Source organism: Brachybacterium sp., assembly GCF_036379615.1.
Lineage (GTDB): Bacteria > Actinomycetota > Actinomycetes > Actinomycetales > Dermabacteraceae > Brachybacterium.
In genome coordinates this window covers 122,582-138,378 of the sequence record NZ_DASVGJ010000036.1, presented here as the reverse complement: position 1 = coordinate 138,378, position 15,797 = coordinate 122,582, and the positions used below count along the sequence as shown (strand labels likewise).

The following is a 15,797-nucleotide window of genomic DNA, read 5'->3' as shown; positions in this document are numbered from 1 at the left end:
GCGAGGCACGAGCGGCAGGAGATCAGTCGGGAAGGTGCTGGGCTGATCGACGTGCTGCGAGGCACGAGCGGCAGGAGATCAGCGAGAAGGCAGGGCTGAAGCGGGAGGCGACTTCACCCTCCGGACACCTGTGATGGATACGGTTCCGACATGCGCATCCTCCACCTGACCGACACCCATCTGTACGGCGATCCCGCGGCGCGGCACTATGACCGCATCGACACCGCGGCGGCCCTGCGCGGCCTGCTGGAGCGGCTCGAGAGCCTGCGCGGCATCGACGTCGTGGTCCATACCGGGGACGCCTCCGAGGACGGCACCAGCGGGAGCTATCGGCTGCTGCACGAGATCCTCGACCCATTCGCCGCGGCACTCGGGGCGCCGCTCGTGGTGGTGATGGGCAACCATGACGTCTCCGCCGTCTACGGTGCGGACATCGCTCCCGGCCAGCGGCTGGTCGAGCGGCAGGACCGGGTCGAGGAGCTGCCGGGCGGAGGGCGCGTGGTGGTGCTGGACACGAGCGTGCCCGGGGCCGGGTACGGGCATCTCGAGCCGGAGCAGCTCGCATGGCTGGGTGACGTGCTGGAGCATCCCGTGCCGGGAGGGACGGTGCTGGCGATGCATCATCCTCCGCTGGTCGCCGCGACCGCGCTGCTGCGCGCCCTGGATCTCGACGGACTCGCGGAGCTCGAGGCAGTGCTCGAGGGCTCGGACGTGCAGATCGTGCTCTCCGGTCACTACCACCATGCGATGACGGGAGCGATCGGCGGGATCCCCGTCCAGGTGGCGCCAGGAGTGACCAACGTCGTGGACCCGCTCGCCGAGGGTGCGCACGAGCAGTCGCTCGCGCTGTCCGGTGCGAGTGTGGTGGAGCTCGGGGAGGGAGCGCCGCGGGTGATCAGCGCGGTGCATCCCAACCGGGGGGACGTGCTCGGCGACCTGGACGCACCGGTCTACCGCTTCACGCCCGAGCAGGTCGCGCAGATCGTCGCGGCCGCAGGCCGCTGAGCGGGCCGCCCCGGACGTGCAGAAGCCCTCGCAGACGTGGTCTGCAAGGGCTTCGTCAGCGGGGGGTGCTCAGCGGTCCATCCCGATGGGGCTGATCCCCTGGCTGGAGTGGGAGCGGGCGATCGCGGCGACGTCACTGTTGAATCGACCGGTGGGCACGAGCTGATCGCGCTCGACGTCCTGGCCCTGCATGCGGTCGGAGAGGCGGCCCAGAGCGGAGCTGAGGGTGCGGAAGAAGGTCATGATCGATGCCCTTTCGGAGAGGAGTGGCGTGACCGTCGAAGCCCTGGATCGCAGGTGCTCCGGCAAGATCTACACCCTCTTTTTATCCCCTTGACAAGGCTGTCGTCATGGCTTTTCGGTCATAAGTTGCCCGCTTCACAAAAAGGGTGTGACCTGGTGCTCGTCGCCTGATCCGCGAAATCTCTCCGGGTGCCAGGAGAGTGCTGGTCGATGCGACAGCATGCCGGGCGTGCCCCTCCCGTTGATCGTGGTGTGTTCGATCGGGCTCGACGCCCACGGCGAGGTGGGCCTCCTGAGCGGGTGCCGCAGGCAGAGGTGCGAGGGTGCTCGCTCGGAGGTGGGAGGGGGTCCCTCGAGGGACGGGGGGAGATCTGCTGAGAGCGTGCATCTGGCACTCGTCTTGCATGAGTGCCAGCCGAGGTCCTACAGTTGCCCTCGTTGGCAGTCGACGGCCGAGAGTGCCAGAGACTGCCGCAGGGATCACCCCCCGGTCGGCACCGCGACGACGATCGGGAACCGATCCCGCCACCCAATAACTCACGCAGAGTCACATCTCTTCATGAAGGAGTGAGCCGCATGTCGGTCTCCATCAAGCCCCTCGAGGATCGCGTCGTCGTCAAGCCGCTCGAGGCCGAGCAGACCACGGCCTCCGGCCTGGTCATCCCGGACACCGCGAAGGAGAAGCCCCAGGAGGGCGAGGTCGTCGCCGTCGGCGCCGGCCGCTTCGACGACAAGGGCGAGCGCGTCCCCATGGACGTCAAGGTCGGTGACAAGGTCGTCTTCTCCAAGTACGGCGGCACCGAGCTCAAGTACGGCAACGACGAGTTCCTCGTCCTCGGCGCCCGCGACATCCTCGCGATCATCGAGGCCTGAACCCTATGGCCAAGGAGATCTTGTACAACGAGGACGCGCGTCGCGCCCTCGAGCGCGGCGTCGACAAGCTCGCCAACACCGTCAAGGTGACGCTCGGCCCCCGCGGCCGCAACGTCGTCCTCGACAAGAAGTGGGGCGCCCCCACCATCACCAACGACGGCGTGACCATCGCCCGTGAGATCGAGCTCGAGGATCCCTACGAGAACCTCGGCGCGCAGCTCACGAAGGAGGTCGCGACCAAGACCAACGACGTGGCCGGCGACGGCACCACCACCGCCACCGTCCTCGCTCAGGCCATCGTGCACGAGGGCTTGCGCAACGTCGCCTCCGGCGCCGCTCCGTCGGCCCTGAAGCGCGGCATCGAGAAGGCCGTGGACGCGCTCTCGGAGAAGCTCGCCGAGATCTCGACCCCGGTCGACGGCAAGGCGCAGATCGCCTCCGTCGCCTCCGTGTCCAGCCAGGACCGCGAGATCGGCGACCTGCTCGCCGAGGCCTTCGACAAGGTCGGCAAGGACGGGGTCATCACGGTGGAGGAGTCCTCCACCACCGCGATGGAGCTCGACTTCACCGAGGGCATGCAGTTCGACAAGGGCTACATCTCCCCGCACTTCGTCACCGACGCAGACCGCCAGGAGACCGTCCTCGAGGACGCCCAGGTGCTGTTGCACCAGGGCAAGATCTCCGCCGTGGCGGACATCCTGCCGCTGCTGGAGAAGGTCGTCGAGGGTGGCAAGCCGCTGTTCATCATCGCGGAGGACGTCGACGGCGAGGCACTGTCCACGCTGGTCGTCAACAAGATCCGCGGCAACTTCAAGGGTGCCGCGGTCAAGGCTCCGGCCTTCGGCGACCGCCGCAAGGCGATGCTGCAGGACATCGCGGTGCTCACCGGTGCTCAGGTCATCACCTCCGACCTCGGCCTGGACCTCAAGACCGTCGACACCGACGTGCTCGGCCAGGCCGGCCGCGTGGTCATCACCAAGGACTCCACCACCATCGTGGGCGGCGCCGGTGACGACCAGGCGGTCGCGGACCGGGTCGCACAGATCCGTGCCGAGATCGAGAACACCGATTCCGACTGGGATCGCGAGAAGCTCCAGGAGCGCCTCGCGAAGCTGGCCGGTGGCGTCTCCGTGATCAAGGTCGGGGCTCACACCGAGGTGGAGCTCAAGGAGAAGAAGATGCGCATCGAGGACGCGGTCTCCGCGACCCGCGCTGCCATCGAAGAGGGCATCGTGGCCGGTGGCGGCAGCGCCATCGTCCAGGCGTCCTCCGTCCTCGCAGACGGCCTCGGCCTCGAGGGCGATGAGGCCGTGGGCGTCCGCGCCGTGGCCCGCGCCGTCGTCGAGCCGCTGCGCTGGATCGCCGAGAACGCGGGTCTCGAGGGCTACGTCGTGGTCGAGAAGGTCAAGGAGGCTCAGATCGGCACCGGTCTGAACGCCGCGACCGGCGAGTACATCGACCTCGTCTCCGCCGGGATCATCGACCCGGTGAAGGTCACCCGCAGCGCACTGCGCAACGCGGCCTCGATCGCGGGCATGGTCCTGACGACCGAGACCCTCGTCATCGAGAAGAAGGACGACGAGCAGGAGTGATCGAGGTGCGCTGACCGGAAGGTCGGCACCCGTTCCACAGGGGCGGACGGCCCGGGGAGACCCGGACCGTCCGCCCCTGTCGTCGTGCGGCGACCGCTCCCGGCGGGGTCCGGGGCTTCACGCAGACGGGCGCCGAGGGATACGAGGTGGGCGGGGCGAGCGTGCTGACCCCGAGCACGCTCGGTGCAGCGCGGGCGGTGACGTCGGGCTGCGGTCGTCCGTCCATCAGTGCTGGTCGGGAGCGACGGCGTGCCCTGTCCGCCACGGGGCGCGCCGTCACCGGACTGTCGCTGCACGGCCTAAGATGGGCTGAGTCACATCGGGTCGACGGGCGGAGGAACAGTGGTGATCAGCATCCCGGACTCGTCGACGCCGGTTCAGGATGGACACCTCCCCACCCGGACCTTCGGCCCACCCGTCTCCGTGGTGGTCGGCACGCTGGTGGTCGGGTTCGTCTTCGTCGTGGTGCTCGAGTTCCTGGTGATCATCAGCTTCGTCGGCCAGCGGCTGTGGCGGGATCCGGCGCTGATGCACGATCTGGTGTTCACGCTCCCGCTGATCCTCTGGGGGCTCGTCGCGGCGATGGTGACGGTGGCGTGCCTGCGGGTGCTGACCTCCTGGCTGCACCTCGACGCGGAGGGCTTCGAACTGCGGAGCCTGTTCCGCCGCACCCGCCCGGTGCGCTGGGACGAGGTGGGTCTGGTCATCGCTGCGAGAGACATCGATCGCGGCGCCACACCGGCAGAGATGCTCGATGCCCCGGAGACCGCGTACGACGGCGTGTACGTGATGGACCCCGACGACCGCCGGCTCCTGGCCGTCTCCAGCCGGTTCTTCGGCCCCCGCGCCCAGGAGATGGCGCTGCACCGAGCGCGGGAGGCAGGGGTGCGCATCGAGCACATCGATGCGATCACCCCCGCCGAGCTGCGCCGGCAGGCGCCCCAGGCGATGAGCTTCGTGGACCGGCACCCCAATCTGCTCCTGGCCGTGCTGCTGCTGTTCTACATCGGACACAACCTGCTCACCTTCATCGTGTGGGGTCTGTGAGCACGGGAGCTCGACCCGGGCGTGCAGCCCGACGCCGGTCGCGGCGTCGGCCCCCGCCCCTGGCACAGCGCCACGGGCTGGATGCGGTGCGCTGGCTGGTGCCCGCAGGGATCACCGCCGACGGCGAGGCTCCCGGAGCCCTCGAGGCTCTGCAGGCACGCTTCCCCGCCCTCGCGGACCCGGGCGCCACCGCGCTCACCGCTCGTTTCGCCGCCGGGGAGATCGTCGACGCCGACGGTCGGGCCTGGGACGTCGAGGACCCGGTGCGACCTGGCGATGAGCTGTGGTTCCACCGCGAGCTGCGCCCCGAGGCGATCCCCGACGTCGAGCTCCCCGTGCTGCACCTGGACGATCACCTGCTGGTGATCGACAAACCGCATGACATGGCCACCATGCCCCGCGGGGCGCATGTGCTCGCCAGCGCACTGGTGCGACTGCGCCGCGAGACCGGGATCGAGAAGCTGGTGCCGCTGCATCGTCTGGACCGGCGCACCGCGGGTGTGCTCGCCTTCGGGATCCGTCCCGAGGAGCGACCTGCCTACCAGCGGCTCTTCGCCGACCGGGAGGTGGACAAGGAGTACGAGGCGCTTGTGGCACGGACATCGGCGTGCACACTGGCGCTGTCTGCGGGGGAGCGGGCCGTGCTGCGGGACCGCCTGATCAAGGAACGGGGTGAGCTGAGGACCCAGGTGCTGCCGGGCGAGCCGAACGCCGAGACCGTCCTCGAGGTGCTCTCCACGCGGGAGGACGACGTGCGTCACCTGCGCCTCGCACCGCGCACGGGACGCACCCACCAGCTGCGCGTCCAGCTCGCTGCGCGCGGCGCCCCGATCCTGGGGGAGGACCTCTATCCCCACTCCGTCCCGGAGCCGGGGATGCCCCTGCAGCTGCTCGCGCGCCGCCTCGCCTTCGAGGACCCGTTCACGGCGGAGCGCCGGGAGTTCACCAGCGAACGGGAGCTGACCCCGGGGTCTCGTACCCTGTCCAGGTGACAGATCCCCGACCCCTCGAATCGGCAGGCGCGGTCCCCGCGCCGCGACGCACCCGGTCGGGAGCGGTCATCGTGGGGCCCAGCGTCCGCTCCCGCTACGTGCCCGGCGCGCTCATCGGCCTGCCCCTGGTCTCGCTGCTGCTGAGCCCCTTCGGCGGGGCGGCGCTCCAGCAATGGCGGAGCACCCGGCTGCGCGGCGGGCACGACGGACTGCTCGAACAGCTCCTCGCCCCCGCGTGGGCACAGCTGCTGCTGGGCGCCCTCGCCCTGTGGCTGCTGTTCGCGCTGTGGGCGCTGGTCCCGCTGGTGCTGACACATCGGGTGGTGCTGTTCGACGACCGCACCGGCACGCTCGCCCTGCGGCGGGGGCTGCGCATCACCGATCGGGGCACGCTCGGCCAGGTCCGCTACGCGACAGGGGACGCCGAGCGCGGCGGAATGGCGCTGATCGGGCTGCACGGCGCCGGACCGCTGGGCGACGGACCAGCGGGGGCGGGGCCGAGCGGTGACGCCGAGGACGAGGCGCCTCTGCGGCAGTGGGTGGTGCCCGAGAGCGGCTGGGACGACGCCGCCTTCGACGGCCTGCGCGTCCTCCAGGCCGCCGCCGGGCTGCGCCCGGCGCCGTCGCGGGGCCTCGTGGTGCAGGAGCTGCGCCGCGCCCGTCGGGAGCGGAAGCGTCGCGAGCTGGCGGAGCGGCTCGGCATGCCCTGGCAAGAGGAGTACGCGGAGGACGACGCCGCGTTCCAGGCCGAGTTCGACAGGGTGCGGCGCGTCCTCGGCGGCAAGGAGCCGCGGAGGGATGGGGACCCCGGGCCCTGAGGCCGCAGACCCGGCGAATCTGACGGACGGCGCGGAGACCGCTGCTGCGAGGCGGTTCCGGTGCGCCTCAGAAGACCGCGCGCAGCACCAGGACCACGACGGCGCCGATGCCGGCCGCGGCGGGGAGCGTGATGATCCAGGCCAGGAAGATCGGCCGCATCAGCTTCCAGTTCGCCGCGTGGTTGACGATCCCGACGCCGAGCACAGCACCGATCAGGATGTGGGTCGAGGAGACCGGCAGCCCGAGCACCGAGGCCAGCAGCACGATCGTGGCGGCGGCGAGCTCGGCGGCGAAGCCGGAGGAGGGGTGCATCGCGGTCAGACCGGAGCCCACGGTGTGGATCACCTTGCGGCCCACGAACCACAGTCCCGAGACCAGGGCGATGCCGAAGGCGACCAGGGCCGCCGCCGGCACCGCGGCCTCCTCGCCGATCGCGCCGGTGCGCAGCACATCGAGGACGGCGACGAAGGGACCGATGGCGTTGGCGATGTCATTGGCGCCGTGGCTGAAGGCGAAGGCGCAGGCCGTGAAGACCTGCATCCAGCTGAACATGATGAAGGTGGCGCGGGAGATCGACTGCTTCTTCAGGGCGCGGGCGAACACGGTGGTGGCCATCCACACTGCCATCGCGAGCATCGCCAGCAGCAGCACGCCGCTGCCGAGCGTGAGGTCCAGTCCCACGTTCTTCAGGCCCTTGAAGACGAGCATCGCCGCGAGCAGCACGGCGGCACCCGCGGCGAGCGGGGGCACGCGCTTCTCGAGCGCGTGGTAAGCGGCCCGACGCTCGACCTTGCGTGCTGACTTGCGCTCCTTCTTGGACAGGTGCGAGGCCTGTTCCGCGAGCTCCGCCCCCGGGCTTCCCGGCGTCAGGTCCAGTGCGGCGGACTCGGCGAAGGCGGACTGCTGGAGCTCGGAGACGCGCTCATAGCCGGGAACGTGGCGCGACTGCTCGTCCTCGTCCTCGTCCTCGTCCTCGTCGTCGTCCTCGGAGTCGTCGAAACCGCGGGAGCCAAGGGCGATGGCGCGCGCGGCAGGCGCGAGGATGTGGCGCTTGATCGCGCCGAACAGCAGGTACGCGGCGATGCCGCCGAGCAGCGGGGAGAGGACCCAGGAGATCGCGATCTGACCGATCTCCCCCCACTGGACCATCTCGAACCCACCGGTCCCGGTGACCGCACCGGTGGTGACCGCGGCACCGACGATCCCGCCGATGAGCGCGTGGGTGGTCGAGACCGGCCACCCCATCCGGGTGGCCAGCAGCAGCCAGACGGCGGCACCCAGCAGGGCCGCCATCATGATGTAGGCGAAGGACAGCGGGTCCATGTGCATGCCGTCGATGTCGACGATGCCGCTGCGCACGGTCTCGGTGACGGAACCGCCGGCGAGGATCGCCCCGGAGACCTCGAACACGGCGGCGACCACGAGCGCCTGCTTCATGGTCAGCGTTCCCGCTCCGACGCTGGTGCCGAAGGAGTTGGCGACGTCGTTGCCGCCGATGTTGAACGCCATGAACAAGCCGAAGGCGATCGCGAGGACGAGCAGGAAGGCGTTCACGTCGGTCCCGGTGTGGGAGAAGGACCAGATCGTGAAGGCGACCACGGTCGCCAGCGTCATCAGGCCGGCGCCGAGATGCCAGTTGCGGTCCGGGCCGAGGAAGCCCGCGCCGGAGGGGGCATCGGAGGTCGTCTGAGGGGGAGTGCCGGGCATCGTCGGTGTCCCTGGGGTGAGGAGGAGGGAGAGCGACGGGTGCGCAACGGCAGCAGACACTCCCCGCGAGGGGGCGCGGCCACTCTAGGCCGTCAACGCGTCCAGGGTGAACATCGCGAGAACATCCGGTGCGCCGGGACCGCGCTTCCGAAGAACGCGACCTGTCGGGCTCGCGCCTGCTGACCCCGCGTGATCCCGCCCACTCTGCGGGACGTCGCAGGTCAGAGGTCTGAGCGGGAAGCTCTGCTGTGGTGGGCGAGACAGCACGGTCCCGGTCCGCACCGCTACCATCGATCCATGACGAGCGCGGATCCCTTCGGTTTCATCGGACTCACCTACGACGACGTGCTGCTGCTGCCCGGGGAGACCGACGTGATCCCCTCGGAGGCGGACACCACCAGTCGCCTCACCCGCGAGATCTCCCTGCGGATCCCGCTGGCGAGTGCCGCGATGGACACGGTCACCGAGTCGCGGATGGCGATCGCGATGGCCCGGCACGGCGGCATCGGCATCCTCCACCGCAACCTCTCGATCGAGGACCAGGCCCACCAGGTCGACCTCGTCAAGCGCACCCAGACCGGTCGCATCACCAACCCCGTCACCATCGGCCCCGACGCCACCCTCGAGGACTTCGACGCCCTGTGCGGCCAGTTCCGCGTCTCCGGCCTGCCGGTGGTCGCCGCCGATGAGCGTCTCATCGGCATCTGCACCAACCGCGATCTGCGCTTCATCCCGGTCGCCGAGTGGGCCAGCACCAAGGTCGCCGACGTGATGACCACCGAGCTGTTCACCGCTCCGGAGGACGTCACCCCGGAGCAGGCCACCGCCATGCTGCGCAAGAACAAGCGCGAGCGGCTGCCGCTGGTCGATGCCGAGGGCCGGCTGACCGGGCTGATCACGGTCAAGGACTTCGTGAAGTCCGAGCAGTTCCCCGACGCCTCCAAAGACGGCCAGGGCCGCCTGCTGGTCGGCGCCGGCGTGGGCTTCTTCGGGGACTCCCTCGAGCGGGCCGGGGCGCTGCGCGACGCCGGCGTGGACGTGCTCGTGGTGGACACCGCGAACGGTCACGCCCGCCTCGCGCTGGAGATGATCCGCACCCTCAAGGGGGATCCCGCCTTCCGCGACGTGCAGGTGATCGGCGGCAACGTCGCCACCCGCCCCGGTGCGCAGGCGCTGGTGGACGCCGGGGCCGATGCCGTGAAGGTCGGCGTGGGGCCGGGCTCCATCTGCACCACCCGCGTGGTCGCCGGCGTCGGCGTCCCGCAGATCACCGCGATCCACGAGGCCGCCAAGGCCTGCGGCCCCGCCGGGGTGCCGCTGATCGGCGACGGCGGCCTGCAGTACTCCGGCGACATCGCGAAGGCGCTCGTCGCGGGCGCGGACACCGTCATGGTCGGCTCCCTGCTGGCGGGCACCGAGGAGTCCCCGGGCGAGGTCGTGCTCGTCGGCGGCAAGCAGTACAAGGCCTACCGCGGCATGGGCTCGCTCGGCGCGATGTCCTCGCGCGGCAAGAAGTCCTTCTCCAAGGACCGCTACTTCCAGGCCGACGTCCCCAGCGACGACAAGATCGTGCCCGAGGGCATCGAGGGCCGTGTCTCCTACAAGGGACAGCTCGGTTCCGTCGTGCACCAGCTGACCGGCGGGCTGCACCAGTCGATGTTCTACGTCGGCGCGAACACGGTGCCCGAGCTCAAGGAGAAGGGCCAGTTCGTGCGCATCACCGCGGCCGGACTCAAGGAGTCCCACCCCCACGACATGGCCGCGATCATGGAGGCCCCGAACTACAGCTCGCACTGAGCCGGGGCGGAGGCGCGACACGGCGCGGCGAGCGGACCGACGGCGGACCGCTCAGTCCGCGGTGGTCGCGGCCTGCGCCGCCGCGTCGGTGCCGTGCTGGTAGCCGATCAGCCACTGCACCCCGTAGCGGTCCCGCACCTGCCCGTCGGAATCTCCCCAGGGGCGTCGCTGCAGCGGATCCACCACCTCGCCTCCCTCGGCGAGGGAGGCGAACCAGGTGCGCAGCGTCGTCGGCTCGGCAGTGCCCAGCAGCGCCACCATGAGCCCGCGTGCGGTGAACGGCTCATCCGCCTCACCGGCATCGGAGACGAACAGGTCCACCGCGCCGGCCAGCTGCCCATGAGCGATCGCCGTGGCGGGGCCGTCGGTCCGCTCGAACTGCGCGAAGGTGAACTGCTGGACCTCGCCGCCGAACACCCCGCGATAGAACTCCAGCGCCTCGGCGGCGGTGCCGGGCAGGTGCAGGTACAGCGCGGGTGCGGGCATGGGAGCTCCTCGGCCAGGGGTGCCGTCCGGGGATCCGGGAACGGCACGGGTGATCCTTCCTCCGCTGCGGCGCTGTGTCCACCGTTCCGCAGAGTCCCCCGTTCCGCAGAGTCCCCCGTTCCGTTCTGTCCACAGTGCCGGGCCCGCGGCCGCCGGCGTCGGCGGTCCCGTCTAGGCTGGGCGCATGAGCGCGAGCACTACCTCCTGGATCGATGCCCCCCTGCTCGGTTTCGACACCGAGACCACGGGGACGAACGTGGCGAGCGACCGGATCGTCACCGTCGCCCTGGTCCACTCGGTGGGTCCGGGCCGGGAGAACGAGACCGTCGCGACCTGGCTGATCGACCCCGAGATGGACATCCCCGAGCCGGCGCAGCGCGTGCACGGCATCAGCACCGAGCACGCCCGAGCCCATGGGATGAGGGCCGCCGACGCGCTCGACGAGGTCGCCACCATGATCGTCGACGCCCTCGCGAAGGACGTCCCGCTGGTCGCCTTCAACATCAGCTTCGATCTCTCGATCCTCGAGAACGAGCTGACCCGCCTGGGCCTGCCCACCCTCACCCAGCGGCTCGGCCACGACATCGCCCCGGTCATCGACGGACTCGTCGTGGACCGCGGCGTGGACCGATACCGCAAGGGCAAGCGCACCCTCACCGATGTGCTCGCGCACTACGGTCTCGAGCAGGATGGCCGCCTCCACACCGCCGACGTCGACGTCTCCGCCACTCTGGACGTGGTGCGCGCGATCGCCGCCACGTATCCGAAGGTCGCCGGCTCGACGCTCGAGGATCTGCACCGGGAGCAGACGGGCTGGCACCGACGCTGGGCCGAGGGGATGAACGAGTGGCTCACGAAGAAGGGCAAGACCCCGGACGTCAACACCGCCTGGCCGCTCTGACCACAGACCAGCTCACCTGCCTGACCAGGTCGCCTGCCCGACGCCCGACCCGTGAGGTCACCTGCGCGAGCAGGTCACGGCGCCTCTCCTGCGCGCTCCCACGCCTCGGTGGTGCGCACCCGGACGAGATGGCCGACGAGGGCTGTCAGCGCACCGACCAGCAGCAGCGGCCAGCCGGGCTCGAGGCCGGAGGGCCGCCCGTCCCACAGCGACCACAGCCCCAGCAGCCCCATCAGCGCGACCGAGGCACCCGTCCCGATCACCCAGATGCCGTGCAGGGAATGCTCCTCGGTGAGCTGCCAGGGCGCCTCCGGCAGCTCGGCTCCGGCCGCGCGGCGACGCGAGCGTGAGGTCGCGAGGCCGAGCAGCTGCAGCTGCCGGGCGAGGGAGAAACCGCCGAGGGCCAGTGCCGCGGCCAGCGCCAGAGGGCCCATCGGCCGTGCCTCTCCGGCGGCCGGGGGAGGCTGCACCAGCTCTACGACCGCGAGCACGGTCAGTGCGACACCGGCGACGGCGACCAGCGCCGGTGCCCACAGCGAGGGGCCGCGCTCGCGGACGGACTGCGCGTCCGGTTCCCCGCCGTCGACTGTCCCTGCGGGCATTCCGTGCGCGTCGAGTCGCGGGGTCCGGGCGAGGTCCGAGGAAGGGCCGGGGCCGGAATCCTGGCCGGGGGCGTCGTCGGGGTGCATCCGGCCACGGTAGCCCGCGACGCGCCTGGCCAGCCCCGGGGATCGGGGCGGGGGACGGCGACGGTAGACTGCCCGACGTGATGAGCGAGATCGAGATCGGCCGCAACAAGCGGGGACGCCGCAGCTACAGCTTCGACGACGTGGCGGTGGTCCCCTCCCGGCGCACCCGGGACCCGGAGGACGTCTCCACCTCCTGGCAGGTGGACGCCTACCACTTCGACATCCCGATCTTCGCCGCCCCCATGGACTCCCTCATGTCACCTGAGACGGCGATCCAGCTCGGCCGGCTCGGCGGCCTCGGGGTGCTGGACCTCGAGGGCCTGTGGACCCGCTACGAGGACCCGACCGCGCAGTTCGACCGCATCGCCCAGGCCGCCGATGACGAGGCCGTCGAGGTGATGCGCTCGGTCTACGACGAGCCGATCAAGCCCGAGCTGATCCGCGATCGGCTCCAGCAGCTGCGCGATGCGGGGGTCACGGCCGCCGGCTCGCTGTCCCCGCAGCGCACCCAGGAGCACTGGAAGACGGTCGTGGACGCCGGAGTGGATCTGTTCTTCATCCGCGGCACCACCGTCTCCGCCGAGCACGTCTCCACCGGCCGGGAGCCGCTGAACCTCAAGAGGTTCATCTACGAGCTCGACGTCCCGGTGATCGTCGGCGGCTGCGCCACCTACACCGCGGCGCTGCACCTGATGCGCACCGGTGCCGCCGGCGTGCTGGTCGGCTTCGGCGGCGGCGCCTCCCAGACCACCCAGGAGACCCTCGGCATCTCCGTCCCGCTGGCCAGCGCGGTGGCTGACGTCGCCGCGGCCCGCCGCGACTACATGGACGAATCCGGTGGCCGCTATGTGCACGTCATCGCCGACGGGGGACTGGGCCGCTCCGGCGACCTGGTCAAGGCCATCGCCTGCGGCGCCGACGGGCTCATGGTCGGCGCGGCGCTCGCCCGCGCCGAAGAGGCACCCGGGCGCGGTCACCACTGGGGCAGCGAGGCCCACCACCCCACGCTCACCCGCGGCCACCGAGTGCCCGTCGGCACCGCCGGGCCGCTCGAACAGATCCTCTTCGGCCCCTCGGTCACGGCAGACGGCACCACCAACCTCGTCGGCGCGCTGCGCCATGCGATGGCCACCACGGGCTACCTCGACCTGAAGGAGTTCCAGCGCATCGAGGTCGTGACGACCTCGTGAACCGTCGGGGCGGCCTATGAGCGAGGTGACCGGCGGTCGCGGCATCGCGCGGACCCGTCGTGCGCTGCCCCCGCTGGTGGTGCTGGCACTGGGTCTGCTGACCACCGCAGTCTGCATGCTCCTGCTGTTCGGGCCGTTCTACGGTCCGTTTCCCACGCCAGGCCAGAGCGTCCAGATCTGGGTGCGGGTCCTGCTGGACGGACGGGGTCCCTACATCCTCCAGGACCTGCTGTGGAACCGCTTCGCGCCGTCCGTGGCCGTCATCCTGATCGTGATCCTGGCCGTGCTGCCGTGGTTCTCGGCGAGGAGGGCCCAGGCTGCCGACGAGGCGGCTGCGGCCACATCGGCCGACAGCGCATCGCAGACTGCTGGCTCGCCGCGCACGGCTGAGGGAGCACGCCGCTCCCGCCCGGTGCGCGGGGAGGAGATCATCTTCTCCGACGACGGACGGATCCTGGCGCAGGACCAGCAGGACACCGGTCGTCTCCGGATCAGCGTCGAGGAGCTGCGGGAGATGGCGCGCTCGGCCGGGCTGCCCTGGCACACGGACTTCGAGACGGCGGGTGGTGCCCGCGGTGTCCTCGAGATCCTGCGCGCGGTGCACACGGGACCTGTTGGTGTCCGGCGCGCCGAGCAGCCCGGTGGTGTCGCGCCCAGCACCCCGCCGGTGCCCGAGGCGCCTGGTGATGCCTCGCCCGGCACCGAGCCCGTCGTCGAGGAGGCGGGCGGTGTCGCGTCCCGCGCCGAGCCGCTGCGTGATGCGGGCCCGGCACTCCGGGGCGAGGAGCAGACCGCCGAGCACGCTGCCGACGGGGACCACCTGTCAGCACCGGGGTGGACGCCGAGCTACTCCGGTTCCGTGTACACCTCCACCTCTCTGTACAGCTCCGAGCGCAGTGCGGGCGGAGGCTCAGGGAGCACGGGCGAGGGATCCGCGGAGGCGGGCGCTGAGGCCGAGGGCACGAGGACTGCGGCCGACGACGAGGCAGGGACGGACGGTGGCCGCTCATGATGAACCGCGACCGCGCCCTGGAGACGGAACGGCCCACGCGGGGAGACGGCGGGAAGCTGCTGGTCCGCGCACTGCTCCTGCTGCTCCTCGCCGCCGTGCTCGCACTGGTGGTGCTGCTGCCCTTCGCGCCGTGGACCCTGCGCGCGGAGATGGTGCCGTACATCGTGCCGTGGCTGCTGCGACCTGTCACGGGATTCCTGCCTCTGACGCTCGTGCTCTGGCTGCTGTTCATCGTGCCGACCCTGCTGCGTCAGGCCGGTGGGGCGCGGAGGCCGGTCCGGAAGGACGAGCCTGCCCGCAGCGCCCGCTCCCGGACCGGTGGCGCGGCATCGGACGACGACTCCCGGCGGGACGGCGGCCGGCTGAGCGTCCCGAGCGCCCCCTTCCGTGACCTCAGCATCGAGGATCGTTGGGAGATGGCCGAGGTGCTCGGCATCCCCTGGCGTGACGAGCTGATCCACGACCATCAGGGCTGGGCGATCGCCTGCCTCGAGGCAGGGCAGCGACGGGCCGCAGAGCTGCGCCGCTGACAGCACGCGGAGCGCACCGCCCGCAGGTCGCGAGGTGCGCCGCCGGCAGGTCGTGGTGCGCCGCCGATGGGCCGGTGTGCGATGCCGACTGGTGGGCAGTGGCACAATGATCTGCCTCAGGAGAGTTCGGGGGAGGGGCCTTCCATGGAGTTCTTCGGCGTCGTGGTCATGGTCGTCGTGTTCGCGCTGGTGCAGTTCGCGATGAAGCAGTCGGGCAAGGAGTCCGAGGACGACTCCTTCTCCGGAGACTCTCCGCGCCGGCGCCCCCGCTCGTCACGGCCGCGCCCCCGGCCGCAGACGGCCCAGCCGACGACGCTCGAGGAAGCGCTCCAACTCGCCGAGGACCGGGACCCGATCCCGACGATGCGGTATGCGGGACTCGAGGACGCTGCGACCGAGGAGAGCTCTGAGAAGAACGTCGACGCGCCCGCCGACGAGCATGAGGTCAAGGGCGTCGTCGGTGACGAGGTGGAGCAGGAGGCCGCGACCGGATCAGCTGCAGGACCTGGTGAGGACGCTGTGCCGGCGGAGTCGGCGGTCATGGCCGAGTCGGCTGTGCCTGTAGAGACTGGGGAACCGGCTGAACCGGTGGTCTCCGGAGAATCGTCTGCGTCTGCCACCGAGCCTGTGGCGTCGGCCGCGCCGGTGAACTTGACGGCCCGGCTCTCAACCACCCCGCTCTCGCCCTCGCCGCAGCGGGCGGTCGAGCCGCTGGGCGAGGCGCTCGAGACCTCGACCCCGGTCTACACGCCCACCTCGGTCTACGCGGGGTATACGCCGACCTCGCTGTACACCAGTGGCAGCGCTCGGCTCTTCGAGGCCGGGGCGGATGCCGAGGGGAAGGGCGCCGACGAGGCGGACATCGCGAGCCCCGCGGAGGAGAACCGCGGCTGACCGATTCGGAGCGGAACGGC

At 70.9% G+C, this 15,797-nt stretch carries 16 protein-coding genes; 12 read left to right on the top strand and 4 right to left on the bottom strand.

Features of this window, described 5'->3' with window-relative positions:
* The first annotated feature begins 150 nt into the window (after positions 1-150).
* A complete protein-coding gene (locus VF289_RS07175; RefSeq protein ID WP_330882536.1) occupies positions 151-1,005 on the top strand; it encodes a metallophosphoesterase family protein in 855 nt (284 codons plus the stop codon).
* A gap of 69 nt (positions 1,006-1,074) precedes the next feature.
* On the opposite strand, the gene VF289_RS07170 is transcribed toward VF289_RS07175, so the two are convergent.
* A complete protein-coding gene (locus VF289_RS07170) occupies positions 1,075-1,248 on the bottom strand; it encodes a hypothetical protein (protein WP_330882534.1) in 174 nt (57 codons plus the stop codon).
* A gap of 576 nt (positions 1,249-1,824) precedes the next feature.
* Here VF289_RS07170 and groES point away from each other — a divergent pair.
* From groES to VF289_RS07145, 5 genes are all read left to right on the top strand, one after another.
* Positions 1,825-2,121, top strand: coding sequence for a co-chaperone GroES (gene groES / locus VF289_RS07165; protein WP_330882532.1), 297 nt, complete (start codon positions 1,825-1,827; stop codon positions 2,119-2,121).
* A 5-nt stretch (positions 2,122-2,126) separates the two neighbouring features.
* Positions 2,127-3,713, top strand: a complete 1,587-nt coding sequence (groL, locus tag VF289_RS07160; protein WP_330882530.1) for a chaperonin GroEL — start codon at positions 2,127-2,129, stop codon at positions 3,711-3,713.
* A gap of 345 nt (positions 3,714-4,058) precedes the next feature.
* On the top strand, positions 4,059-4,760 hold the full coding sequence (locus tag VF289_RS07155; protein ID WP_330882528.1) for a hypothetical protein: 702 nt from the start codon (positions 4,059-4,061) through the stop codon (positions 4,758-4,760).
* A complete protein-coding gene (locus tag VF289_RS07150) occupies positions 4,757-5,752 on the top strand; it encodes a pseudouridine synthase (RefSeq protein ID WP_330882526.1) in 996 nt (331 codons plus the stop codon). The genes VF289_RS07155 and VF289_RS07150 overlap by 4 nt, the downstream gene beginning before the upstream one ends.
* Positions 5,749-6,570: a hypothetical protein gene (locus tag VF289_RS07145; protein ID WP_330882524.1), complete on the top strand. Its 822-nt coding sequence runs from the start codon at positions 5,749-5,751 to the stop codon at positions 6,568-6,570. Before VF289_RS07150 ends, VF289_RS07145 begins: the two co-directional genes overlap by 4 nt.
* Positions 6,571-6,637: 67 nt before the next feature.
* Here the strand turns inward: VF289_RS07145 and VF289_RS07140 are convergent, their stop codons facing one another.
* Positions 6,638-8,278 carry an inorganic phosphate transporter gene (locus tag VF289_RS07140; RefSeq protein WP_330882522.1) on the bottom strand — a complete coding sequence of 547 codons (1,641 nt, stop codon included), beginning with the start codon at positions 8,276-8,278 and terminating at the stop codon, positions 6,638-6,640.
* A gap of 297 nt (positions 8,279-8,575) precedes the next feature.
* Here VF289_RS07140 and guaB point away from each other — a divergent pair, with 297 nt between their 5' ends.
* The gene (guaB, locus tag VF289_RS07135) at positions 8,576-10,075 is read left to right on the top strand and encodes an IMP dehydrogenase (protein WP_330882520.1); all 1,500 of its coding nucleotides are present in this window, start codon (positions 8,576-8,578) and stop codon (positions 10,073-10,075) included.
* Positions 10,076-10,126: 51 nt separating this feature from the next.
* Here the strand turns inward: guaB and VF289_RS07130 are convergent, their stop codons facing one another.
* The gene (locus VF289_RS07130) at positions 10,127-10,561 is read right to left on the bottom strand and encodes a VOC family protein (protein WP_330882518.1); all 435 of its coding nucleotides are present in this window, start codon (positions 10,559-10,561) and stop codon (positions 10,127-10,129) included.
* A gap of 184 nt (positions 10,562-10,745) precedes the next feature.
* Here VF289_RS07130 and VF289_RS07125 point away from each other — a divergent pair, with 184 nt between their 5' ends.
* Positions 10,746-11,462 carry an exonuclease domain-containing protein gene (locus tag VF289_RS07125; RefSeq protein ID WP_330882516.1) on the top strand — a complete coding sequence of 239 codons (717 nt, stop codon included), beginning with the start codon at positions 10,746-10,748 and terminating at the stop codon, positions 11,460-11,462.
* A gap of 74 nt (positions 11,463-11,536) precedes the next feature.
* Here VF289_RS07125 and VF289_RS07120 read toward each other — a convergent pair whose 3' ends face one another.
* Positions 11,537-12,151: a hypothetical protein gene (locus tag VF289_RS07120; RefSeq protein WP_330882514.1), complete on the bottom strand. Its 615-nt coding sequence runs from the start codon at positions 12,149-12,151 to the stop codon at positions 11,537-11,539.
* An 80-nt stretch (positions 12,152-12,231) separates the two neighbouring features.
* On the opposite strand from VF289_RS07120, the gene VF289_RS07115 reads away from it, so the two are divergent.
* The 4 genes from VF289_RS07115 to VF289_RS07100 all read left to right on the top strand — a co-directional run bounded on the left by VF289_RS07115 (position 12,232) and on the right by VF289_RS07100 (position 15,777).
* A complete protein-coding gene (locus VF289_RS07115; protein WP_330882512.1) occupies positions 12,232-13,341 on the top strand; it encodes a GuaB3 family IMP dehydrogenase-related protein in 1,110 nt (369 codons plus the stop codon).
* Between the two features lie 16 nt (positions 13,342-13,357).
* Positions 13,358-14,353 (top strand): hypothetical protein, encoded by a 996-nt coding sequence (locus tag VF289_RS07110; protein WP_330882510.1) that lies wholly within the window; start codon positions 13,358-13,360, stop codon positions 14,351-14,353.
* Complete coding sequence (locus VF289_RS07105; protein ID WP_330882508.1) at positions 14,350-14,883, top strand: hypothetical protein; 534 nt, start codon at positions 14,350-14,352, stop codon at positions 14,881-14,883. Before VF289_RS07110 ends, VF289_RS07105 begins: the two co-directional genes overlap by 4 nt.
* A gap of 144 nt (positions 14,884-15,027) precedes the next feature.
* On the top strand, positions 15,028-15,777 hold the full coding sequence (locus VF289_RS07100; RefSeq protein ID WP_330882506.1) for a hypothetical protein: 750 nt from the start codon (positions 15,028-15,030) through the stop codon (positions 15,775-15,777).
* Positions 15,778-15,797 lie beyond the last annotated feature (20 nt).